General features: G+C 67.3%; 17 protein-coding genes. 14 read left to right on the top strand and 3 right to left on the bottom strand.

The window, feature by feature from the left end; all coding sequences use genetic code 11:
- Positions 1 to 568: 568 nt before the first annotated feature.
- From WS45_RS25815 to fdhA, 8 genes are all read left to right on the top strand, one after another.
- The gene (locus WS45_RS25815; RefSeq protein ID WP_059702370.1) at positions 569 to 1,471 is read left to right on the top strand and encodes an alpha/beta fold hydrolase; all 903 of its coding nucleotides are present in this window, start codon (positions 569 to 571) and stop codon (positions 1,469 to 1,471) included.
- A gap of 67 nt (positions 1,472 to 1,538) precedes the next feature.
- On the top strand, positions 1,539 to 2,108 hold the full coding sequence (locus tag WS45_RS25810; protein WP_059692019.1) for a methyltransferase family protein: 570 nt from the start codon (positions 1,539 to 1,541) through the stop codon (positions 2,106 to 2,108).
- A gap of 17 nt (positions 2,109 to 2,125) precedes the next feature.
- The gene (locus WS45_RS25805) at positions 2,126 to 3,409 is read left to right on the top strand and encodes a glycosyltransferase (protein WP_059702368.1); all 1,284 of its coding nucleotides are present in this window, start codon (positions 2,126 to 2,128) and stop codon (positions 3,407 to 3,409) included.
- Entirely contained in the window at positions 3,406 to 4,992 is a 1,587-nt protein-coding gene (locus WS45_RS25800; RefSeq protein ID WP_059702365.1) for a DHA2 family efflux MFS transporter permease subunit, read from the top strand. The genes WS45_RS25805 and WS45_RS25800 overlap by 4 nt, the downstream gene beginning before the upstream one ends.
- Positions 4,993 to 5,002: 10 nt before the next feature.
- On the top strand, positions 5,003 to 5,941 hold the full coding sequence (locus WS45_RS25795; RefSeq protein WP_059702363.1) for a glycosyltransferase family 2 protein: 939 nt from the start codon (positions 5,003 to 5,005) through the stop codon (positions 5,939 to 5,941).
- 8 nt (positions 5,942 to 5,949) lie between these two features.
- Positions 5,950 to 7,752, top strand: a complete 1,803-nt coding sequence (locus tag WS45_RS25790) for an efflux transporter outer membrane subunit (protein WP_059702361.1) — start codon at positions 5,950 to 5,952, stop codon at positions 7,750 to 7,752.
- On the top strand, positions 7,752 to 8,942 hold the full coding sequence (locus WS45_RS25785; protein WP_059702360.1) for an HlyD family secretion protein: 1,191 nt from the start codon (positions 7,752 to 7,754) through the stop codon (positions 8,940 to 8,942). The genes WS45_RS25790 and WS45_RS25785 overlap by 1 nt, the downstream gene beginning before the upstream one ends.
- A gap of 269 nt (positions 8,943 to 9,211) precedes the next feature.
- The gene (fdhA, locus tag WS45_RS25780; RefSeq protein ID WP_044844368.1) at positions 9,212 to 10,408 is read left to right on the top strand and encodes a formaldehyde dehydrogenase, glutathione-independent; all 1,197 of its coding nucleotides are present in this window, start codon (positions 9,212 to 9,214) and stop codon (positions 10,406 to 10,408) included.
- Between the two features lie 93 nt (positions 10,409 to 10,501).
- Here the strand turns inward: fdhA and WS45_RS25775 are convergent, their stop codons facing one another.
- The gene (locus tag WS45_RS25775) at positions 10,502 to 11,353 is read right to left on the bottom strand and encodes a hypothetical protein (RefSeq protein WP_059702358.1); all 852 of its coding nucleotides are present in this window, start codon (positions 11,351 to 11,353) and stop codon (positions 10,502 to 10,504) included.
- Between the two features lie 8 nt (positions 11,354 to 11,361).
- A complete protein-coding gene (locus WS45_RS25770) occupies positions 11,362 to 12,783 on the bottom strand; it encodes an aminotransferase-like domain-containing protein (RefSeq protein ID WP_059692026.1) in 1,422 nt (473 codons plus the stop codon).
- 296 nt (positions 12,784 to 13,079) lie between these two features.
- On the opposite strand from WS45_RS25770, the gene WS45_RS25765 reads away from it, so the two are divergent.
- Positions 13,080 to 14,492, top strand: a complete 1,413-nt coding sequence (locus WS45_RS25765) for a discoidin domain-containing protein (RefSeq protein WP_059702356.1) — start codon at positions 13,080 to 13,082, stop codon at positions 14,490 to 14,492.
- Positions 14,493 to 14,547: 55 nt separating this feature from the next.
- Here WS45_RS25765 and WS45_RS25760 read toward each other — a convergent pair whose 3' ends face one another.
- Positions 14,548 to 15,573 (bottom strand): GlxA family transcriptional regulator, encoded by a 1,026-nt coding sequence (locus tag WS45_RS25760; RefSeq protein WP_059692028.1) that lies wholly within the window; start codon positions 15,571 to 15,573, stop codon positions 14,548 to 14,550.
- 448 nt (positions 15,574 to 16,021) lie between these two features.
- On the opposite strand from WS45_RS25760, the gene WS45_RS25755 reads away from it, so the two are divergent.
- From WS45_RS25755 to WS45_RS25735, 5 genes are all read left to right on the top strand, one after another.
- Positions 16,022 to 17,296 (top strand): serine hydroxymethyltransferase, encoded by a 1,275-nt coding sequence (locus WS45_RS25755; protein WP_059692029.1) that lies wholly within the window; start codon positions 16,022 to 16,024, stop codon positions 17,294 to 17,296.
- A 33-nt stretch (positions 17,297 to 17,329) separates the two neighbouring features.
- Positions 17,330 to 18,301, top strand: coding sequence for a dipeptidase (locus WS45_RS25750; RefSeq protein ID WP_044844362.1), 972 nt, complete (start codon positions 17,330 to 17,332; stop codon positions 18,299 to 18,301).
- A gap of 140 nt (positions 18,302 to 18,441) precedes the next feature.
- Positions 18,442 to 18,975, top strand: a complete 534-nt coding sequence (locus WS45_RS25745) for a DUF5943 domain-containing protein (protein WP_006488993.1) — start codon at positions 18,442 to 18,444, stop codon at positions 18,973 to 18,975.
- Between the two features lie 74 nt (positions 18,976 to 19,049).
- A complete protein-coding gene (locus WS45_RS25740; protein WP_059534183.1) occupies positions 19,050 to 21,113 on the top strand; it encodes an NADH:flavin oxidoreductase in 2,064 nt (687 codons plus the stop codon).
- Between the two features lie 2 nt (positions 21,114 to 21,115).
- Positions 21,116 to 23,041, top strand: coding sequence for a (Fe-S)-binding protein (locus WS45_RS25735; protein ID WP_059534184.1), 1,926 nt, complete (start codon positions 21,116 to 21,118; stop codon positions 23,039 to 23,041).
- Positions 23,042 to 23,043 lie beyond the last annotated feature (2 nt).

Raw genomic sequence — 23,043 nt, 5'->3', positions numbered from 1 at the left:
GGAAAAACGAACTGAAAGGAGGTTAAATAAATTGAAGTTTGTTTAAAACGATTTCCGAAAAGATGACGCAATGGTTGGGAAAGTTTCCTGATTCGATTTATTACACGTCGAAAGAATGTCGAGCTATGTGAGATTTTAGGAAATCAAAAAATTCTGATCTCGGGTGCCGTCATAAGGAATTTCCTGGAATTCGTTTCAATCAATCGATTTAAACTGCATATATCATTGAATTTAAGGGAAATATGATGGATTTGAGATCGTTCGTCGGCTTGGCCGTAAACGATTGCCGTCAATCCGTGATCGATTCCGTCTACCATAAAAAATGACAAAAATATTTGAACCGGGCGTATTTCCAGATGGAGTAGAGGGGATCGTTGGAATGACTTGAGTAAGCAATATTGCCCGTATTAGTATGGCGCCGAACCAAAAGGAATTAATCGACGCCGCGGGTTTTCCCGCGGTGCGTCGGCAATGGGCGCGGCCAACGACCGCGACAGGGCCGGTGCCCGCCATTGCGCACCTGCAGCATGCCGCGACGCCGAGACGCCGCATCCACCGGAGAACGACGATGCCGACCGAAAAACACGTGGTCCCGCTACCGAATGGTCTGAAGGTCTACGTCGAACGGAACGTGTTCGATCCGTCGTTCGACACGGCGATGCTAGTCAACGGCGCGCTCGCAACGACCGCATCGTTCGGGCAGACCGTCCAGTATCTCGGCGAGCGGATGAACACGATCTGCTTCGACCTGCCGTATGCGGGGCAGTCGCGCCAGCACAACCCCGGCTGCTTCATCCTGACCAAGGACGACGAGGCCGCGATCCTCCAGCATCTGGTCGAGCGCTTCGCGCCGGCGTTCCTCGTATCGGTGTCGTGGGGCGGCGTCGCGTCGCTGTTCGCACTCGCGCGCGGCTGCCCGAGCGTGCGGCGCGCGGCGATCTGCTCGTTCTCGCCGTTCCTGAACGACGCGATGGTCGACTACGTGACGCGCGCACGCGACCACATCGCCGCGGGCGAGAACCTGAAGGCCGCGCAGTTGCTGAACGATACGGTCGGCCGCTACCTGCCGCGCATCATGAAGCTGTACAACTACCGCTATCTGACGCGCCTGCCGCGCGACGAGCAGGACCAGGTCGCGTTCCACGTCGACCAGATCCTGTCGCTGCAGCCGGAGCGCTACCTGAGCGAGTTCTCGAACATCGGCTGCGAGCTGCTGTTCCTGAACGGCGAGCGCGACGAATATACGACGCCGGCCGATGTCCGCCAACTCGCCGCGCACGTGCCGCGCGCGCGCTTCGCGACGATTCCCGATGCCGGCCATTTCCTCGACATCGAAGGCCGCGCGCAGCGCGAAACCACGCGCGCGGCGCTGCTCGACTTCTTCTGCGACACGCCGCCCGTCGCTGCGAGCATCGCGCTCGGCGCCGCGCACGCATGCGTGTCCGAGCCGATGCCGGCGCTGTCGTCATGACGCAGCACGTCGCGCACCGGGCACACCGGGCGCATCCGAATTCTCTTCCACACGAGGCAGGCCAGCCGTGAATATCGTTCAGACCATCGCCATCGTCGTTCCCTGGGCCGCGTGGCTCGCTTATTGGATCATGACGTCGCAGGCCGTGAAGACGACCGTGCGCAAGGAGGCGTCGCGCTCGCGCACGCTGCAGTCGATTCCGCTGATCGTCGGCGGCGCGCTGATCATCCTGCCCGATCCGTCGTGGCAGGCACTCGTGCCCGACTGGCAGCGCTTCGGCCTGCAGGCGCAATGCGGGCTCGCGGTGCTCGTCGCGGGGCTGCTGTTCTCCGTGTGGGCGCGGCTGCATCTCGGCACGAACTGGAGCGTGTCCGTCACGCTGAAGGAAAACCACGAACTCGTCCGCACCGGTCCGTACGGCCTCGTGCGCCATCCGATCTACACCGGCTGCCTGATCGCGCTGGTCGGCGCCGCGCTGATCGGCGGCGAGTGGCGCGGCGCGCTCGGCGTCGCGCTCGTGTTCGCATCGCTCGCGTACAAGGTGCGCGTCGAGGAGAGCTGGCTCACCGGTCATTTCGGGCCGGCGTACACGCAGTATCGCCGCGAGGTCGCGGCGCTGATCCCCGGCTTCTACTGACCCCCGCGAGGCGCGCGATGGCGAAGGTGATCGTGACCGCGATCGGCTCGGCGGGCGACGTGCATCCGCTGCTCGGCGTCGCGCGTGCGCTCGCGCTGCGTGGCCACGACGTCGTGTTCTGCACGCATCCGCCGTTCGCGGCGGCCGCGCGCCGTTGCGGCTTCACGTTCGTACCGGTCGGCACGGCGGCCGAGTACGAGGCCGCGATGGCGAACCCGGCGCTGTGGGATCCGCGCACGTCGTTCCGCACGCTGTGGCAGGTGATCGCGCCGGTGCTGCGCCCGCACTACGACACGCTGCGCGCGCTGACCGATCGCGACACCGTGCTGGTCGGCACGTTGTGGGCGTTTTCCGCGCGCTTCATGCAGGAGTTGCACGGCACGCCGTATGTGTCGGTGCAGGTGTCGCCGTCGACACTGCTGTCCGCGCACGTGCCGCCGACGCATCCGCGCCTGACGATCCCCGCGCGCTGGCCGCTGCCGGTGAAGGCGGCGCTGATGACGCTGATCGAGCGACAGGTGCTCGACCGCGTGTGCGGACCGGCGCTCAACGCGGTGCGCCGCGACCTCGGTCTTGCGCCCGCACGGCGCGTGCTCGGACGCTGGCTGCATTCGACCGACGGCGTGCTGTGCCTGTTTCCCGACTGGTTCGCCCCGGCGCAGCGCGACTGGCCTGCTGGCGTTCTGCAAAGCGGCTTTCCGTTGTTCAACGACATCGCGACACCCGACGACGATCGGGCGCTCGACGCGTTTCTTGCCGCCGGCGAGCCGCCCGTGGTCTTCACTGCAGGGTCGACGCTGGTCGATCACGCCGCATATGCGCGCGCGGTCGCGGGCGCGCTGCATGCCACCGGCGCGCGCGGCATCCTGTTGAGCCCGCACGATGTGGCACCGGACGGCGACCGGCTGCTGGTGCGCCGCTTCGTGCCGATGCGCACGCTGCTGCCGCGTTGCCGCGCACTCGTGCATCACGGTGGGATCGGCACCGCGGCGCTCGCGTTCGAAGCCGGAATTCCGCAGGTCGTGACGCCGTTCGCGCACGATCAGTTCGACAACGCGCAGCGCGTCGCGGCCAGCGGCGCCGGCGTGCGCGTCGACGGTGCGGTCGACGGCGTGCGTCTCGGTGCGGCGCTCGCGCGCGTGCTGGATGAACCCGAATTCTCCGTGCATGCCGAACGCACGCGTGCGCTGATCAACGCGGCGCCGGACGGCTGCGAAACGGCTGCCGATTACATCGAGCGCTTCGCGCCGAGCCACGAGCGCGCGATCTCGCGGCCCGTTGTCGCGATGGCGGGCACATGAGCACGGCATCGCCGCTTCGGGACACACCCGCCGCCTTCGACGCGAGCGAACCCGCACCCGTTGCGCCGCCGGTGCGCGGCGCGCGGCTCGCGCTGCTGACGTTCGCGCTGTCGCTCGCGACCTTCATCGAAGTGCTCGACTCGACCGTCACCAACGTCGCGGTGCCCGCGATCTCCGGCAGTCTCGGCGTCTCGAACAGCCAGGGCACGTGGGTGATCAGTTCGTATTCGGTCGCGGCCGCGATCGCGGTGCCGCTGACCGGCTGGCTCGCGCGGCGCGTCGGCGAGCTGCGGTTGTTCGTCGGCGCGGTGCTGCTGTTCACGCTGACGTCGCTGCTGTGCGGCCTCGCGCGCGACCTGCACGTGCTGGTGGTCTGCCGCGCGCTCCAGGGGCTGTGCTCCGGGCCGATGGTGCCGTTGTCGCAGACGATCCTGCTGCGCACGTTCCCGCCGGACAAGCGCACCGTCGCGCTCGCGCTATGGGCGATGACGGTGCTGCTCGCGCCGATCTTCGGGCCGGTGGTCGGCGGCTGGATCGTCGACAGCTTCTCGTGGCCGTGGATCTTCCTGATCAATTTGCCGATCGGGCTGTTCTCGTTCGCGGTCTGCACCGCGATGCTGCGCCCCGACGCGCAACGCGGCGCGGCCGGCCCGATCGACGTGCCGGGCATCGTGCTGCTCGTGATCGGCGTCGGTTCGCTGCAGGCGATGCTCGATCTCGGCCACGACAAGGGCTGGTTCGGTTCGCCGCTGATCGTCACGCTCGCGGTGGTCGCGGGGCTCGCGATCGTGTCGCTGCTGATCTGGGAGGCCGGCGAGGCCCATCCGGTCGTCGACCTGAGCCTGTTTCGCGACCGCACGTTCTCGTTCTGTGTCCTGATCATCTCGCTCGGCATGATGAGTTTCTCGGTGGTGGGCGTCGTGTTCCCGCTGTGGATGCAGGCGGTGATGGGTTACAACGCGTTCCACGCGGGGCTCGCCACCGCGTCGCTCGGCGTGCTCGCGCTCGTGTTCTCGATCCTCGTCGGCCTGCACGCGCACCGCTTCGACGCGCGCGTGCTCGCGACCTTCGGCTTCCTCGTGTTCGCGGCCGTGCTCGCATGGGACGCGCATTTCACGCTGAAGATGACGTTCGCGCAGATCGCCGCGCCCGGGCTGATTCAGGGGATCGGGCTGCCGTGTTTCTTCATTCCGCTGACCGCCGCGACGCTGTCGCGCATTCCGGACGACCGGCTCGCGGCCGCGTCGAGCCTGTCGAACTTCCTGCGCACGCTGTCGGCCGCATTCGGCACCGCGATGAGCGTGACGCTGTGGGACAACCGTGCGACCTATCACTACGACGTCGTGTCGCAATCGGTCACGCACGCATCGGCGAACACGCAGCGCTTCGTGCACACGCTGAACGCGATGGGCGTGGACGGCGTGCGCGAGCTATCCACGCTGCACCAGGTCGTGATGCAGCAGGCGTACATGATGGCGACGGGCGACATGTTCTGGATGGCGAGCATGACCTGCCTCGTGCTCGCCGCGATGATGTGGCTCACGCGGCCGAAGCGCGGCGCGGCGGCTTCGTTCGGACATTGAGGAGAGCGACATGACGACACTCGGCGCACTCGTGATCCTGTATCACCCGACCGACGCGCAGCTCGCGGCGCTCGGCGCGTGGCGGCATGCGTGCGACGCGCTGCTCGTCGTCGACAACACGCCGCAGCCGGACGCACGCGCAAGCGAAGCATGCGCGCGCGACGGCATCGCGCTGCTGCATCACGGCAATCGCGGCGGTATCGCGGGCGCATACAACGCGGGGCTCGCGGCGCTGTTTCGCGACAACGTCGATGCGGTCGCGTTGTTCGACCAGGATTCGTCGGTGCCGACCGATTACTTCGCGACGATGCGCGACGCGTGCGCGGGGCTCGCGGGGCGCGCGTTCCTCGCCGGCCCGCGCATCTTCGACGAGAACGCGCGCAGCTTCCTGCCCGAGCTGGCGACCAACGGGATCGCATTGCGCCGGCTGCGCGTCGATCCCGACGCGCAGTTGCAGCGCTGCGCGTTCCTGATCTCGTCGGGCTGCGTCGTGTCGCGCGCCGCGTTCGACGTGCTCGGCCGCTTCGACGAGACGCTGTTCATCGATCACGTCGACACCGAGTACAGCTTCCGCGCGCTCGCGCGCAACGTGCCGCTCTACGTCGTGCCGTCGCTGGTGCTGCCGCACCGGATCGGCGCGAAACGGCGTCACGCGTTCGGCCCTTTCGAAATGACGTCGATGAATCACTCGTGGCAACGGCGCTACTACAGCGCGCGCAATGCGGTGCAGCTCGGGATGCAGTACGGGCTGCGCTTTCCGGTGGCGATCGTGCCGAACCTGCTGACCGTGTGGCAGGTCGTGCAGATCGCGCTCGTCGAGCGCGACAAGCGCGACAAGCTCGCCGGCATCCTGTTCGGTATCGCGGACGGCCTGTTCGGCCGGCTCGGTCCGCTCGAGCGCACGCGGCCGCGTCTGGCCGCACGGGCGCAGCGCGTCCAGCAAGGGTGAGGGAAGCGATGCGGCGTGTGAAAGAAAATGCGGCTGAGCGGGCGCGTAGCGTGAAGGGCGGTGCGTTGATCGGAGCCGCGGCGGTGGCGATGGCATTGGGCGGATGCGTGCCGACGGGCTTCCTGCCGTCGCTGTCGTTGCGCGCGCCGGCCGACGATGCGCTCGCGCGCACGGCCGGCCCCGGCGTGGACGGTGCATGGCCCGCACCCGACTGGGTGAAGCAGCTGCAGGACCCGCAGCTTGACGCGCTGGTCGCCGAGGCATCGCAAAACAACCCCGACCTGCAGGTCGCGCAGGCGCGGCTGCGGATCGCGCAGGCGCAGCTTCATCAGTTCGATTCGCTGACGGGGCTGACGGGCACGGCCGGCGCAACGGTCAGCCGCGCGCGGATGCCGAAGCCGGGCGACGACGTCGCCAACGTGTCGGTCGGCGGCTATCGCGTGCCGGTCGAGATATTTGGCGATCCGAACGTATCGCCGTCGTCGGTGTTCGTCGGGCTCAACTACCAGCTCGACCTGTGGGGCAAGAACCGCGCGGCGACGAAGAGCCTGATGTCGCTGCGTGAAGCGGCTCGGGTCGAGGCCGAGCAGGTGCGGCTCACGCTGGCGGTCGCGATCGTCACCGTGTACTGCCAGCTCGACCAGGCGTACGCGACGCAGGATCTGCTGCAGCAGAAGCTGAAGGTCAGTCAGCGCGTGACGACCGTGCTGCGCGAGCGTACCGCGCGCGGGCTCGACAACGCGTACGACGCGAGCGACGCATCGATCAAGCGCAGCAAGCTGCTCGCGCAGATCGCGCTGAACGACGAGCAGATCAAGCTCGCGCAACTGCAGCTCGGTGTGCTGTCGGGCCGCGGCCCGGAGCGCGGGCTCGCGCTGCAACGGCCACGCGTCGGCGCATTGGCCGGCGGCGCGCTGCCCGCGCGGCTGCCGGCCGATCTGCTGGGCCGTCGGCCCGACATCGTCGCCGCGCGGCTGCGTGTCGAAGCCGCGTTCGCGAATGCCGATTCGACGCGCGCGCAGTTCTATCCGGACGTGAACCTCGTCGCGCTCGGCGGCGTGTTCGCGCTGACGCCCGCGTCGCTGTTCTCGCGCGACGCGCTCGGCGCGTCCGTCGGCCCGGCGATCTCGCTGCCGGTGTTCGATCGCGGTCGTCTGAAGGCGAAGCTCGGCGCGGACGTCGCGCAGGCCGACGTCGCGATCGGGCTGTACAACAAGACCGTCGACGACGCGCTTGGTCAGGTCGCGCAGATCGTCACGTCTCTTCGTACGTCGCAGACGCTCGTCGCGCAGCAGCAGGACGCGGTCGCGGCCGCGCAAAAGATCGTGGAGATTGCGACCGACCGTCATCGGCGCGGCGTGCTGATGCAGAAGGACGTGGATGTCGCGGATCTCACGCTGATCGATGAGCGCGCACAGATGATCGCGTTGCTCGGCCGGCAGCGGACGCTGCGTGTCGGATTGATCGGCGCGCTGGGCGGCGGGTTCGACGCGGGCGCGACGGTCGCGCCGGCGCCGACCGGGCATCGGGCGCGTGGCGGGGCGGCGAAGCGTGGCACTTCGCCCGCCGCCGCGACCGCGAGCCAGTCGGTGCCGGGGCCGTCGGCCGATGCGCGTGCGCAGAGCTTGGCCGCCCCGCAGGTCGTCGCTGCATCGAATGCGGCGGCCGCACGACGCGACGACGCAGCGCGCACGCCGGCCATCGGCGCCACGCCTCGCGGCGCTTCCGTTTCCTCTCGCACGGCGGCGGCGAATCCAGCGCCGATCCCCCTGTTCCAGCATGACCGCCTGATCGTTACGCAAAGCGACTGATGCACCACGACAACCTTCATACCGCCGCGCAGCCGGCTGCCCTGAACGATCCCGCACTCGACGCGCGCCGGGCGACACGCCGCAAGCGCTTCATGCTGTTTTTCGCGGTCGTGCTGCTGGCCGCGCTCGTCTGGATCGCGTTCTGGCTGTTGCGCGACCGCTATGACGAAGACACCGACGACGCGTATGTCGCGGGCAGCATCGTGCAGGTTGCCGCGCAGATTCCGGGCGCGGTGACCGACGTGCTGGTCGCCGATACGCAGGCCGTGCGCGCCGGGCAGACGCTGGCGAGGCTCGACGACACCGAGGCGTCCGTCGCGTTCGCGCAGGCGAAGGCGCAACTCGTGCAGGCCGTGAGGCAGGTCGCGAACGCGAAGATCTCGAACACGATGTACGTCGAAGCCGTGAACGCGCGCCAGGCCGACCTGTCGCTCGCGCAGCGCGCGCTCGCCGCGCGTTCGGGCGCGTCGGTCGAGATCGTCGCGCCCGAGGAACTGGCGCGCGCGCGCGCGGCGGTCGCCGGTGCGCAGGCCAATCTCGCGGCCGCACAGGCGCAGCTCGATGCGGCGCGCGCGCTCGGCACCAGATTGCCCGTCGACGAAAGCCCGTCCGTCGTGCAGGCGGCCGCGCAGTTCAAGCTCGCGTACCGGAACCTGAAGCGCACGACGATCGTCGCGCCGGTCGACGGCACGATCGGCCAGCGTTCGGTGCAGGTCGGCCAGCAGGTCGGGCCCGGCGTGCCGCTGATGTCGATCGTGCAGCTCAATCGGTTGTGGATCGAGGCGAATTTCAAGGAAGGGCAGATCCGCCACATGCGCATCGGGCAGCCGGTCGAGGTCGTATCGGATCTCTACGGCTCGCGCGTGACCTATCGCGGCCGCGTGCAGGGCTTCTCGGCCGGCACCGGCAGCGCGTTCTCGATGCTGCCCTCGCAGAACGCGGCAGGCAACTGGATCAAGGTCGTGCAGCGCGTGCCGGTCGTGATCGCGATTGATCCCCGCGATCTGGCCGCGCATCCGCTGCGGGTCGGGCTGTCGATGCGCGCGACGGTCGATACGCGCAACCGCGACGGCCATACGCTCGACAGCGAGCCGCCGACGCCGGCCGTCAGCACGCGCGTGCACGACGGGGTGGCGAGCGACGCGGAAGCGGCGGCAGCCGCGATCATCCGCGAGAATCAGGGCGGCTAACGCGAGACCGACCGGCGCGCCCGACCGGCCGGGCGCGCCGGCCGGGGCGCGCGCTCACGCGTTCCGTGCTTTCCACGATCCCGCCCTCCGGCCGTTCTCCCTGACCCGACTTTCGCATTTCCGCCATCGATGTCGGCACCGTTCAAACGCATGTCGCGTTTGAGACATCGGGGCCCCCACCTCCGGGACTACTCTCGAACAGCACGTTGCGTAGCACCGCATCTGCCGGCGCACAGCAGCGCCATCCAACGAGACATGGAGACAATACGATGAGCAGCAATCGAGGTGTCGTCTATCTTGGGCCGGGCAAGGTCGAAGTTCAGAAGATCGATTATCCGAAGATGGTCGATCCGACCGGCCGCGCGATCGGCCACGGCGTGATCCTGAAAGTGGTGAGCACGAACATCTGCGGTTCCGACCAGCACATGGTGCGCGGCCGCACGACCGCGCCGATCGGCCTCGTGCTCGGTCACGAGATCACGGGCGAAGTGGTTGAGGTGGGCCGCGACGTCGAGACGCTGAAGATCGGCGATCTCGTGTCGGTGCCGTTCAACGTCGCATGCGGCCGCTGCGCGATGTGCAAGGACACGCATACGGGCGTGTGCCTGAACGTGAACCCGTCGCGTGCCGGCGGTGCTTACGGCTACGTCGACATGGGCGGCTGGATCGGCGGCCAGGCCGAGTACGTGCTCGTGCCGTACGCGGACTTCAACCTGCTGAAATTCCCGGACCGCGACCAGGCGATGGCGAAGATTCGCGACCTGACCTGCCTGTCCGACATTCTGCCGACCGGTTATCACGGCGCGGTGAGCGCGGGCGTGAAGCCGGGCTCGACGGTCTACATCGCGGGCGCGGGCCCGGTCGGCATGGCGGCGGCCGCGTCGGCGCGCCTGCTCGGCGCGGCGGTGACGATCGTCGGCGACATGAACGCGGAACGCCTCGCGCACGCGCGGGCGATGGGCTTCGAGACGGTCGACCTGTCGAAGGACGCGTCGCTCGGCGAGCAGATCGAGCAGATCCTCGGTGTGCCGGAGATCGACTGCGCGGTCGACTGCGTCGGCTTCGAGGCGCACGGCCACGGTTCGTCGGGCCATTCCGAGGAAGCGCCCGCGACGGTGCTGAACTCGCTGATGGAAATCACGCGGCCGGCCGGCGCGATCGGCATCCCGGGCCTGTACGTGACGGACGATCCGGGCGCGAAGGACAAGGCCGCGCAGCACGGCAGCCTGAGCATCCGCTTCGGCCTCGGCTGGGCGAAGTCGCACTCGTTCTTCACGGGCCAGACGCCAGTGCTCAAGTACAACCGCAACCTGATGCAGGCAATCCTGTTCGACCGTCTGCCGATCGCGAAGATCGTCAACGTCGAGGTGATCTCGCTCGACCAGGCGCCGGAAGGCTACAAGAAGTTCGACGGCGGCGCGCCGCGCAAATTCGTGATCGATCCGCACGGCTTGCTGGCGGCCTGACGCACGAACGATGCGCATGAAGCGGGCGGTACCGGAGACGGTGCCGCCCGTTTTTCGCTGTGGGCGTGGCTGCGGCCGCGATGCGCCGCGCGCTCAATGCCCGCGATAGACCATCGCCAATTCGGCTCCGCTCGCCATGGTTCGTCGACCATGACGCGTATGCACGCCCACGTGGCGTATCGCGTGCCCGCGTCGCGTCGCGGCGGCGCCGCCTTTCCAGTCGGCGACGCGAACGCCGCCGCCGCGCGCGCCGTTCGGTCCGTGAACCGACGGCGCGTGCCGCGCGAGCGTCGTCGTCGGGCGTCCTGCCGCGTGTCGGGGCGTGCCCGCGTTGCCGGGCTGGGCGGCCTTGCTCGACCGATCGGCGTCGGTGTCGACGTTGGCGTCGGCGAGCCGAGCGGTATCGACTGCCGCGCGCTCGGCCGGATGAAATGCCTGGACGGGCGCGGCCGCGGGTGCGGGCGCGGGCCCGACCGGCAACGTCGGCGCATCGGCCGCATGCAGACTGGCGTAGGCCGTCACCGGGCGCGATGCGCCCGGTCCGCGACAGACGGGATCCGCCCGGCACGTCCGGTCGTACGTCACATAGCCGCCGACCAGCATCACGAGGGTCAGGATGCTCAGCAGCGGCGCGCTCGACGCGCTCGGCCGCTGGACCGCCGCGCCGCGCACCGCGGCCGCGACGCGCGACGACCACGTCGGGACGGGCTGCACCTCGTGCGGGGGCGTGGCCTGCGCGGCGGGCGCATCGTCGCTCGATTGGTGCAGCGGCGCGAACGGCCAGCCTCCCAGTCCGCAGACGGGGCACTGCTCGCTTGCGCGGAACGCCATGAAGCCGCACTGCCGGCAGCGCTGGCTGACGGCGGCGCGCGGCTCGGCACGCAGGTTCAGTGCGCCGCGCAGCGTGTCGCGCGTGCGGACTTTCCGGTTGGGCAGGACTTGCATGATCGTTGCTACCTCGTTTGCTGTTGCCGCCCCGCGAGCGTTCCGATGGTCTGCATCGCGTCCTCGACGGCAGGGGTCCACGGTCGGCCATAGTTCAGCCGGACGTAGCGGTGAAAGGCGCCCGTCATCGAAAAGATCGGCCCGGGCGCAAGGCTGACCCCGTTCTCCATCGCGTCGCCGAACAACTGCATCGCATCCACGTGCGGCGGCAATTCGATCCACAGGAAATATCCGCCGCGCGGGGCATACACCTCCGTGTCGGCCGGGAAATACGCGCGAACGGCCGCGAGCATCTGCGCCTGGTGCGCGGCCAGGTTGCGCCGGAGCCTGCGCAGGAAGCGGTCGTACGCGCCGTTGCGCAGGTAACTGGACACGGCCATCTGCGCAGGCACGTCGGCCGCGGGCGCGCTTGCGTTCTTCACTTGCCTGATCTGCTTCACGTAACGTCCGGCCGCGACCCAGCCGACCCGGAACCCGGGGGCGAGGCACTTCGAGAACGAACCGCAATGCAGCACGAGCCCGTTGTCGTCGTACAGCTTCGCGGGCCGCGTGGGCGTCGGGCCGAAATGTAGTTCTCCGAACACGTCGTCTTCGATCAGCGGCACCTGATGCGATGCGAGCAGTTCGATCAGCGCGCGCTTGCGCTCGTCGGGCAGCGTCGCGCCGGTCGGATTGTGAAACGAGGTCATGAACCAGCACGCGCGCACCGGATGCGTGTCGAGTGCTTCGGCGAGTGAGTCGAGATCGAGGCCGGTGCGTGGGTCCACCGGAATCTCGATGGCCTTCAGATGCAGCCGCTGCACGGCCTGCAGCACAGCGGGGAAGGCAGGGCGTTCGATCGCGACGATGTCGCCGGGGCGCGTGAGCGCCTGCAGGCTCAGCGTCAGCGCTTCCGCCGCGCCGGTCGTGATGACGATTTCTTCCATCGGCAACGACGCGCCCGCGTTCAGGTACCGCAACGCGATCTGGCGGCGCAGCGCTTCGTTGCCGGGCGGCAAGCCGGCCAGCAGTTTCGCGCGGTCCATGTTGCGGGCGGCCGTCGCCGCGTATCGCCACAGGCTGCTCATCGGAAACAGCGAATAGCTGGCGAATGCGGAACCCAGCGGCACGATGTCGTCGCGCTTGAGGGAGTCGATCAGCTGGAACAGCGCATCGTCGTCGCCGGTCTGCGTCGCGGCCGGTTTGCGCGGTGTGTCGTGACCCGCGCGCACGCGCCTGTCATCGAGGTTCGCAACGAAATAGCCGGAACGCGCGCGCGCGACGATCAGGCCCTCGCTTTCGAGCGCGTAGTACGCGCGAAACACGGTGGAAGGACTGACACGATAGGCGCGGCACGCCGAGCGCACGGTCGGGATGCGTGCACCTGCCGGCAAATCGCCGCGCCGGATCGAATCGGCAATCGTCTGCGCGAGCACCGCATATCGCTTCATGCCTGGCCTCCGGCCGTTCACGGCCGTCGCTGAAAAAAGAGTAGCACGGCGTCCGCCGCGTTCAATCCCGCCCCCAATCGTTCATCCGCGAGTTCACCCGCAACTTGCTGATACGCACGTTTTCGACCGATTCTGATCCTTTTCTTCAGACCAGCGAACCGGCATTCTTCGCAAGCCTTATTCCCGACGCGTGATCGATACGGTGTTCACGCTCCCCGACGGCGGATCCGTCACGCCCGCGCACCGTGTGCGGGACCGGGTCCGCACCGCCCTTACCTTACCCGGAAGCAACCAGCGTGAAATCGAAGTTCCTCGTCGCGGGCCTCGTGGCCGGCGTCGCACTCAACCTGTCTGGCGGCGCCGCCGAAGCGGCCTGCATCAACTATCCCCCGACTCAATCCAATGCGACGTTTCCCGCCGCACTGACCGGCAAGCTCGTCTATCACAGCTACGTGAAGTACGGCGACGGTACGAGCCAGCTGTTCCTGTACGACTTTTCGGCCCGCACGCTCACGCAGTTGAGCAAGAGCAGCTGGGGCATCACCGATCCGATGAACGGCGTGTTCAGCCCCGACGGCAAGTGGCTTGCGTTCATGGGCATCAGCAATGGCGCCTGGAACGTGTTCATGCTGCAGCTCGGCGCCGGCACGCCGCCGGTCAACCTGACGCACAGCACGGGCGCGACACGCAACGAGGATCCGAAGTTCAGCGCCGACGGCAAGACGCTCGTGTTCAAGCAGAACGGCGACGTGAAGCAGGGCACGCTGTCGTACACGAGCGCGGGCCCGGTGTTCACGTCGGTCGTGAGCCTGACCAACGCACCGGCCGGCGCCGAATATTCGATGCCGTTCCTCGCGCCGGACGCAAGCGCCGTCTACTACGCGACGGGTACCGGCTCGAACATGGGGCTGATGAAGCGCACGATCGCGACCGGCACGACGACGGTGTTTGATCAGCCGGCCGGGCTGCAGACGTATTACCCGATCGTGCGTGCGGACGGCATGGTGTTCTACGCGCGCTGGAAAGACAGCGGTGGCGCCGACCAGATCTACGTAAAGACGGCGGACCCGGCGTCGACGCCGAACCAGTTGGCGCTCAACGACTGCATGAGCAACAACTCCGACCCGGCGCCGGTGAGCGGCACGAACTACGTGTTCTTCTCGTCGACGACGGCGGGTGGGTACCAACTCTACGTGGGCGACGTGACGACCGGCCAGCGCTGGAGCCTGTCGCAGTTCGGCGTGAACGCGGACACGACCAAGGCGAAGCTCGGCTCGAGCTACTACGGTGGCCCGGCCGTCGCGCAGCCGACGCTGCTGTCGCAAGGTCGTCCGGCCGCCGCGTCGGCGAGCTACAACGCATCGCTGACGCCGGACAAGGCGTTCGACGGCAACACGACGAGCACGCGCTGGGATTCGCCGGAAGGCGCGGGTGTCGATCCGCAATGGATCTCCGTCGATCTCGGCGCGGTGAAGAAGATCAGCAGCGTCGATCTCTACTGGGACGCGGGCGCGCTCGTCTACCAGATCCAGACGTCGACCGACAACGCGAACTGGACGACGGTCTACTCGACGAACAACGGCGTGTCGTACGGTCACGTCACGCTGCCGAACCTGAACGCGCAGGGCCGCTACGTGCGGATGCTCGGCACGAAGCGGGCGACGCAGTGGGGTTACTCGCTCGACGAAATGCAGGTGTGGGGATCGTAAGCACCAGCAAAAAGGCGGCCTTCGAGGCCGCCTTTTTTATCGCGCCGCGCCCGCGTCACGCATGAATCAGATGAGCCGGAAATGCCGGTGCGGTAGCCGCCGCGCCCTGCGCGAGCGGTGCGACCTGCTTGCGGCGCTCGCGCGTCGGCGCGACGCCGAACGCATCGCGATAGCTCTTGCTGAAGTGGCAGGCCGACTGGAAGCCGCACGCCATCGTGATGTGCATGATCGACATGTCGGTCTGCAGCAGCAACTCGCGTGCGCGGCGCAGCCGCAGCGTCAGGTAATAGTGCGTGGGCGTCATCCCGAGATGCTCGCGGAACAGACGCTGCAGCTGGCGCTGCGACATGTTCGCGAGTCGTGCGAGTTCCTCGCGCGACAGCGGCTCCTCGATGTTGTTCTCCATCAGCGAGATCACCTCGAACAGCGACTTGTTCGCCGAGCCGAGCCGCGCGACGAGCGGCATCCGCTGTTGCGCGCTCGTGTCGCGCACGTGTTCGACGATGAACTGCTCGGCGATCTGCGTGACGCGCGCGGTGCCCACGCGCGCGGCGATCAGGTTCAGCATCATGTCGAGCGGCGCGACGCCGCCCGTGCACGTGATACGGTCGCGGTCGACCACGAACAGTTCCTTCAGGAAGCGCGTGTCCGGAAACTCTTCCTTCAGCGCCGACATGTTTTCCCAGTGGATCGCGCACGCATAGCCCGCGAGCAGCCCCGACTTCGCGAGCGCATAGGTGCCCGTGCACAGGCTGCCGAGCGGCAGCCCCATGCGCGCGAAGCGGCGCAGCGTCGACAGATGGGCCGGCGTGGTCGCGCGTTGCACGTCGACACCGCCGCACACGAATACGATATCCGGCTGCCCCACGCATTCGGCCGGTCCCGTGTCGACCGTGAGGCCGTTGCTCGCCGTGACCGGGCCGCCGTCCGGGCTGATGATCGACCAGCGATAGAGCGGCTGGCCGCTCAGGTAGTTCGCCATCCGAAGCACCTCGATCGCATTGGTGAACGCGATCATCGTGAAGTCCGGTAAGGGCATGAACGCGAAGTGGGACAGCGACGCTGTGCGGTCGGGGGACATGGGGAGCGTTCCTTGAATCTCTAATAGCTTTTGGCCCGAGAGGCACGGATCGGGCTGCCGTATTGTGTGAGCGAGCGCAACAAGCGTGCCATACGGCTAAACCCTAGCTCCATACGTTGTATGGGCCCAAGGCGGATGCTGCACTGCACCGTAAGCGGGCTGCGCTGCACCTCGGCGCGCAGCGCAGGCACCGGCGAAGTGCCTGTCCATGGATGAACCACACGCGGCGGTTTGCCGGGTCATCTGAAAAAGCACGACCGGTCACTTGTACAAAACGGACGCGCATGGCGGAAAAGGCAAAGAACGCGTCTAAATTCATCAATCCGCCGAAAATCCGAACGACAAGAATAGAGCCGTCGGCAGCCTTGCACTGGATGCGCTGGAAACCCAGGTATGGCGGGCCTCGAGCTTCGGTTACACGCCCTTTATTCTTCGTCACGGACGCACTATGTCGAACACCCAGCCTTTCTTCTCGCAGCCCCTTGCCGAGCGCGACGCGCCGGTGCGCAGCGCCATCCTGAAGGAACTCGAGCGCCAGCAGTCGCAAGTCGAGCTGATCGCGTCGGAAAACATCGTGTCGCGCGCGGTGCTGGAGGCGCAGGGTTCGGTGCTGACCAACAAGTATGCGGAAGGCTACCCGGGCAAGCGTTACTACGGCGGCTGCGAATTCGCGGACGAGGTGGAGGCGCTGGCGATCGAGCGCGTGAAGCAGATCTTCAACGCCGGCTACGCGAACGTGCAGCCGCACTCGGGCGCGCAGGCGAATGGCTCGGTGATGCTCGCGCTGGCGAAGCCGGGCGACACGGTGCTCGGCATGTCGCTGGACGCCGGCGGCCACCTGACGCACGGCGCGAAGCCGGCGCTGTCGGGCAAGTGGTTCAACGCCGTGCAATACGGTGTGAACCGCGACACGATGCGGATCGATTACGACCAGGTCGAAGCGCTTGCACACGAGCACAAGCCGAGCCTGATCATCGCTGGCTTCTCGGCGTACCCGCGCGCGCTGGACTTCGCACGCTTCCGTGCGATCGCCGACAGCGTCGGCGCGAAGCTGATGGTCGACATGGCGCACATCGCGGGCGTGATCGCCGCCGGCCGCCACGCGAACCCGGTCGAGCACGCGCACGTCGTCACGTCGACCACGCACAAGACGCTGCGCGGCCCGCGCGGCGGCTTCGTGCTGACCAACGACGAAGAGATCGCGAAGAAGATCAACTCGGCCGTGTTCCCCGGCCTGCAGGGCGGCCCGCTGATGCACGTGATCGCCGGCAAGGCCGTCGCGTTCGGCGAAGTGCTGCACGCGGACTTCAAGACCTACATCGACAACGTGCTCGCGAACGCGCAGGCGCTCGGCGAAGTGCTGAAGGCGGGCGGCGTGGACCTCGTCACCGGCGGCACCGACAACCACCTGCTGCTGGTCGACCTGCGCCCGAAGGGCCTGAAGGGCGCGCCGGTCGAGCAGGCGCTGGAACGTGCGGGCATCACCTGCAACAAGAACGGCATTCCGTTCGATACCGAGAAGCCGACCGTCACGTCGGGCATCCGCCTCGGCACGCCGGCCGGCACGACGCGCGGCTTCGGCGTCGCGGAGTTCCGCGAGATCGGCCGCCTGATTCTCGAAGTGTTCGACGCGCTGCGCGCGAACCCGGAAGGCGACCACGCAACCGAACAGCGTGTGCGCCGCGAGATCTTCGCGTTGTGCGAGCGCTTCCCGATTTACTGATCGACACCGACAACACTGGAGCGAGAGACAGATATGAGCACGCTGCATCAGGACAGCATCATCATCGACGGACTGAACATCTCGAAGTTCGAGAAGCCGGTGTTCGAGGACATGCGAAAGGGCGGCATCACGGCCGCGAACTGCACGGTGTCGGTGTGGGAGAACTTCACCAAGACCGTCGACAACATCGGCGTGATGAAGCAGAAGATCCGCGAGAACGGCGAGCTGCTGACGCTCGTGCGCACGACCGACGACATCTTCCGCGCGAAGAAGGAAGGCAAGACCGGCATCATCCTCGGCTTCCAGAACGCACACGCGTTCGAGGACAACCTCGGCTACATCGAGGCGTTCGCCGACATGGGCGTGCGCGTCGTGCAGCTTTGCTACAACACGCAGAACCTGGTCGGCACGGGCTGCTACGAGCGTGACGGCGGCCTGTCGGACTTCGGCCGCGAAGTGATCACCGAGATGAACCGCGTCGGCATCATGGTCGACCTGTCGCATGTGGGCGGCAACACGTCGTCGGAAGCGATCGCGTTCTCGAAGAAGCCGGTGTGCTACTCGCACTGCCTGCCGTCGGGCCTGAAGGAACATCCGCGCAACAAGAGCGACGCGCAGCTGAAGGAAATCGCCGACGCCGGCGGCTTCGTCGGCGTGACGATGTTCGCGCCGTTCCTGAAGCGCGGTATCGAGGCGAACATCGACGACTACATCGAGGCGATCGACTACGTCGTGAACCTGATCGGCGAAGACGCGGTCGGCATCGGCACGGACTTCACGCAGGATTTCGCGAAGGAATTCTTCGACATGCTGACGCATGACAAGGGCCGCTATCGCCAGCTGACGAACTTCGGCAAGGTGATCAACCCGGACGGCATCCGCACGATCGGCGAATTCCCGAACCTGACCGCGGCGATGGAACGCCACGGCTGGAAGGAATCGCGCATCCGCAAGATCATGGGCGAGAACTGGGTGCGCGTGTTCAAGGACGTGTGGGGCGCGTAAGCGCACGCCGAACCGAACCGCCACCCACGATTCAACACAAGAACAATCGGGACGTGCCGGCGCCTGTCGCGCGGGCACGCGGACGATGTCGCGCCTGGACCCGAGCCGCGCGGCTTTTTTTTCCCCACGGAGTCACCACGATGCAACCGCAACTGCCGATCAACGTCGATCCCGATACCGGCGTCTGGACCACCGACGCGCTGCCGATGCTGTACGTGCCGCGCCACTTCTTCACGAACAACCACGTCGCCGTCGAGGAAGCGCTCGGCGTCGAGGCGTATGCCGAGATCCTCTACAAGGCCGGCTACAAGTCCGCATACCACTGGTGCGACAAGGAAGCGAAGCTGCACGGGCTGACCGGCATGGCCGTGTTCGAGCACTACCTGAAGCGCCTGTCGCAACGCGGCTGGGGCCTGTTCTCGATCATCGAGGCCGATCCGGCCAGCGCGCGCGCGAAGATCGAGCTGCGCCACTCGTCGTTCGTGCTCCAGCAGCCGGGCAAGGAAGGCAAGCTCTGCTACATGTTCGCGGGCTGGTTCGCCGGCGCGATGGACTGGGTCAACGACACGACGCCGGAAGGCAAGGGCGCGCCGCGCGCGCAATCGAAGGAAGTGCAGTGTGCGGCCGAGCACCACGACCACTGCGTCTTCGAAGTGTCGCCGATCGCGCACTGATGCGCTGACATCACGACACAGCAACACAACAACACCCGCAACACGAGACATTCGAACGCCAGAGGTCGCCTGCGATGCGTTATCCCCACCTGTTCAAACCCATGCAGCTGAACCAGCTGACGCTGCGCAACCGGATCGTCAGCACCGCGCACGCGGAGGTGTATGCCGAGCCGGGCGGCCTGCCGGGCGACCGCTACATCCGCTATTACGAAGAGAAGGCGAAGGGTGGCGTCGGCCTCGCGATCTGCGGCGGCTCGAGCCCCGTGTCGATCGACAGCCCGCAGGGCTGGTGGAAGTCGGTGAACCTGTCGAACGACAAGATCATCGACCCGCTCACGCGTCTCGCCGACACGATGCACAAGCACGGCGCGAAGATCATGATCCAGGCGACGCACATGGGGCGCCGCTCGTCGTTCCACGGCGAGCACTGGCCGCATCTGATGTCGCCGTCGGGCGTGCGCGAGCCGGTGCACCGCGGTAACGCGAAGATCATCGAGATTGAGGAAATCCGCCGCATCATCGGCGACTTCGCGGCGGCCGCGAAGCGCGTGAAGGCAGCGGGCATGGACGGCATCGAAATCTCCGCCGCCCACCAGCATCTGATCGACCAGTTCTGGAGCAAGCGTTCGAACCATCGCACCGACGAATGGGGCGGCAGCCTCGAGAACCGTCTGCGCTTCGGCATCGAGGTGCTGACGGCCGTGCGCGAAGCGGTCGGCAAGGACTTCTGCGTCGGCCTGCGGATGTGCGGCGACGAATTCCACGAGGACGGTCTCGATCACGAGGCGCTGAAGGAAATCGCGCAGGCGATGTCGGAGACGGGCCTGATCGACTACCTGAGCGTGGTCGGGTCGGGCGGCGACACGCACAACACGATCGCCAACTGCATGCCGCCGATGGCGCTGCCGCCGGAGCCGTTCGTGCACCTCGCGGCCGGCATCAAGTCGGTGGTGAAGATTCCCGTGATGCACGCGCAGAGCATTCGCGATGCGGGCCAGGCCGAGCGCCTGCTCGCGAACGGCATGATCGACCTGGTCGGCATGACGCGCGCGCAGATCGCCGATCCGCACATGGTGATCAAGATCCGCGACGGCCGGGAAGACGAAATCAAGCAGTGCGTCGGCGCGAACTACTGCATCGACCGCCAGTACAACGGCCTCGACGTGCTCTGCATCCAGAACGCCGCGACGTCGCGCGAAGCGACGATGCCGCACATCATCGAGAAGTCGCGCGGCCCGAAGCGCAAGGTGGTGGTGGTCGGCGCGGGCCCGGCAGGGCTCGAGGCCGCACGCGTCGCGAAGCTGCGCGGCCACGACGTGGTGCTGTTCGAGAAGAACACCGAAGTGGGCGGCCAGGTGATGATCGCCGCGAAGGCGCCGCAGCGCGAACAGATGTCGGGGATCATCCGCTGGTTCGACATGGAAACGAAGCGCCTGGGCGTTGATCGCCGCCTGGGCGTCGCCGCCGACGAGAAGATGATCATGGCCGAGAAGCCGGACATCGTCGTGCTCGCGACCGGCGGTTCGAGCTTCACGTGGCAGGTGCCGGCCTGGGGCGTGGCCGAAGGGCTGGCCGTCAGCTCGTGGGACATCCTGACCGGCAAGGTCGAGCCGAAGCAGAACGTGCTGCTGTTCGACGGCGTGAGCACCCATGCGGGCGCCGGCGTGGCCGACTTCATGGCGAGCCGCGGCTCGAAGGTCGAGGTCGTGACGCCCGACGTGAAGGTGGCCGACGATTGCGGCGGCACGACGTTCCCGATCTTCTATCGTCGCCTGTATGCGCTCGGCGTGATCCCGACGCCGAACACCATGCTCGATCGCGTGTACGAGGAAGACGGCAAGATGATCGCCGTGCTGCGCAACGAATATACCGAGGAGCTGGAAGAGCGCGCGGTCGACCAGGTGGTGATCGAGAACGGTTCGTCGCCGAATGACGAGCTGTACTGGAAGCTCAAGCCGGAGTCCGTGAACCGCGGCCAGATCGATCCGCACACGCTGTTCGCGGCCGAGCCGCAGCCGTGCCTGTCGGAAGAACTGGGCAACGGCCGCTTCCTGCTGTTCCGTGTCGGCGACTGCATCTCGATGCACAACGTCCACGGTGCGATCTACGACTCGCTGCGTCTCGTCAAGGATTTCTAAAGATGAATCCGGCTTTCCTCATTACCGCACTGCTGTGGCTGTCGGTGGCGGGGCTCGCGTTCGCGGTCGCGAAGCGCTCGTCCTACTGGCGTCTCGGGCGCGCGACGGCGCCCGGCTCGTTCGGCGTCGCGAACCTGTTCGCGATTCCGAAGCGTTACTTCGTCGACCTGCACCACGTGGTTGCCCGCGATCCGTACATCGCGAAGACCCACGTCGCGACCGCCGGCGGCGCGATCGCCGCGCTCGCGCTGGTGTTCGTCAACTACGGCCTGGCGATCTACTCGCCGTGGCTCGACAAGCTGATCTTCCTCGCGGCGCTCGCGATGCTCGTCGGCGTGGTGTTCGTCTGGCGCCGCCGCGCGGCCAAGGACGTGCCGGCGCGCCTGTCGCGCGGCCCGTGGAACGCGCTGCCCTGGCTGCTCGGCTCGTTCGCGCTCGGCCTCGTGCTGTTCATGGTCGTGCCGACCGGCGCGATGTCGGGTGCGTTCGCGGTGCTTTGCGCGCTGCTGATCGGCGCCGGCGCATTCACGATGACCGTCGGCGCCGCGAAGGGCGGCCCGATGAAGCATGCGATCGCCGGCCTGCTGCACCTTGCGTTCCACCCGCGCCAGGAGCGTTTCGCCGCCACCCGCGATTCGTTCACGGGTAACGGCACGGCCACGCCGCCGACCGCGCTGAAGCTGCCGGACATCGAGCACGAGGAGTATGGCGTCGCGAAGCCGGTCGAATTCCGCTGGAACCAGCTGCTGAGCTTCGACGCATGCGTGCAGTGCGGCAAGTGTGAAGCCGCGTGCCCCGCGTTCGCGTCGGGCCAGCCGCTGAACCCGAAGAAACTGATCCAGGATCTCGTCGTCGGCATGGCGGGCGGCACCGACGCCGCGTACGCCGGCAGCCCGACGCCAGGCCTCGCGGTCGGCCAGCATCGCGGCGAGCCGAACGGCCCGATCGTGTCCGGCCTGATCGAGGAGCAGACGCTGTGGTCGTGCACGACCTGCCGTGCCTGCGTGCAGGAGTGCCCGATGCTGATCGAGCACGTCGACGCGATCGTCGACATGCGCCGCAACCGCACGCTGGTGCACGGCACGGTGCCGGGCAAGGGCCAGGAAGTGCTCGCGAACCTGCGCGAGACCGGCACGATGGGCGGCTACGACACGGCTGCGCGTTACGACTGGTCGGTCGACCTGAACGCACCCGTCGCACAACCCGGCAAGCCGGTCGACGTGTTGTTCGTCGCGGGTGAAGGCGCGTTCGACATGCGTTACCAGCGCACGCTGCGCGCATTCGTGAAGGTGCTGAACAAGGCGGGCGTCGACTATGCCGTGCTCGGCGGGACCGAGACCGACACCGGCGACGTCGCACGCCGCCTCGGTGACGAAGCGACGTTCCAGCAGATGGCGAAGCGCCTGATCGGCACGCTCGGCTCGCTGTCGTACAAGCAGATCGTGACGGCCGACCCGCACGTGATGCACAGCCTGCGCAACGAATACCGCGCGCTCGGGCTGCGCGTGACGGTCAAGCATCACACGACGTACCTCGCCGAGCTGGCTGACAGCGGCAAGATCGCGCCGAAGGCCGTCGACGCGCTGCGCGAGAAGCGCACCACGTATCACGACCCGTGCTACCTCGGCCGCTACAACGGCGAGACGGAATCGCCGCGCAAGCTGCTGAAGACGATCGGCATCCAGGTCGTCGAGATGGAGCGCAACGGCATGCGCGGCCGCTGCTGCGGCGGTGGCGGCGGTGCGCCGCTGACCGACATCCCGGGCAAGCAGCGTATTCCCGACATCCGCATCGCCGACGCGCGCGCCATCGGCGCGGATGTGGTCGCGGTCGGATGCCCGAACTGCACGGCGATGCTCGAAGGCGTCGTGGGCCCGCGCCCCGACGTGCTCGACGTGGCCGAACTCGTTGCCGCCTCGCTGGAGTGAAT

Origin of the sequence: Burkholderia sp. RF2-non_BP3 (assembly GCF_001522185.1) — a bacterium.
In the GTDB taxonomy this organism is placed as follows: Bacteria; Pseudomonadota; Gammaproteobacteria; order Burkholderiales; family Burkholderiaceae; genus Burkholderia; species Burkholderia diffusa.
The sequence above is the reverse complement of the archived record's forward strand: the minus strand, read 5'-3'. Positions and strand labels throughout refer to the sequence as shown.

Excerpts from the sequence above, each read along its gene's own strand:
- WS45_RS25815 (WP_059702370.1), top strand. The coding sequence starts at position 569 with ATGCCGACCGAAAAACACGTGGTCCCGCTACCGAATGGTCTGAAGGTC.
- WS45_RS25805 (WP_059702368.1), top strand. The coding sequence starts at position 2,126 with ATGGCGAAGGTGATCGTGACCGCGATCGGCTCGGCGGGCGACGTGCAT.
- WS45_RS25800 (WP_059702365.1), top strand. The coding sequence starts at position 3,406 with ATGAGCACGGCATCGCCGCTTCGGGACACACCCGCCGCCTTCGACGCG.
- WS45_RS25795 (WP_059702363.1), top strand. The coding sequence starts at position 5,003 with ATGACGACACTCGGCGCACTCGTGATCCTGTATCACCCGACCGACGCG.
- WS45_RS25790 (WP_059702361.1), top strand. The coding sequence starts at position 5,950 with ATGCGGCGTGTGAAAGAAAATGCGGCTGAGCGGGCGCGTAGCGTGAAG.
- WS45_RS25785 (WP_059702360.1), top strand. The coding sequence starts at position 7,752 with ATGCACCACGACAACCTTCATACCGCCGCGCAGCCGGCTGCCCTGAAC.
- fdhA (WP_044844368.1), top strand. The coding sequence starts at position 9,212 with ATGAGCAGCAATCGAGGTGTCGTCTATCTTGGGCCGGGCAAGGTCGAA.
- WS45_RS25775 (WP_059702358.1), bottom strand. The coding sequence starts at position 11,353 with ATGCAAGTCCTGCCCAACCGGAAAGTCCGCACGCGCGACACGCTGCGC.
- WS45_RS25770 (WP_059692026.1), bottom strand. The coding sequence starts at position 12,783 with ATGAAGCGATATGCGGTGCTCGCGCAGACGATTGCCGATTCGATCCGG.
- WS45_RS25760 (WP_059692028.1), bottom strand. The coding sequence starts at position 15,573 with ATGTCCCCCGACCGCACAGCGTCGCTGTCCCACTTCGCGTTCATGCCC.
- WS45_RS25755 (WP_059692029.1), top strand. The coding sequence starts at position 16,022 with ATGTCGAACACCCAGCCTTTCTTCTCGCAGCCCCTTGCCGAGCGCGAC.
- WS45_RS25750 (WP_044844362.1), top strand. The coding sequence starts at position 17,330 with ATGAGCACGCTGCATCAGGACAGCATCATCATCGACGGACTGAACATC.
- WS45_RS25745 (WP_006488993.1), top strand. The coding sequence starts at position 18,442 with ATGCAACCGCAACTGCCGATCAACGTCGATCCCGATACCGGCGTCTGG.
- WS45_RS25740 (WP_059534183.1), top strand. The coding sequence starts at position 19,050 with ATGCGTTATCCCCACCTGTTCAAACCCATGCAGCTGAACCAGCTGACG.
- WS45_RS25735 (WP_059534184.1), top strand. The coding sequence starts at position 21,116 with ATGAATCCGGCTTTCCTCATTACCGCACTGCTGTGGCTGTCGGTGGCG.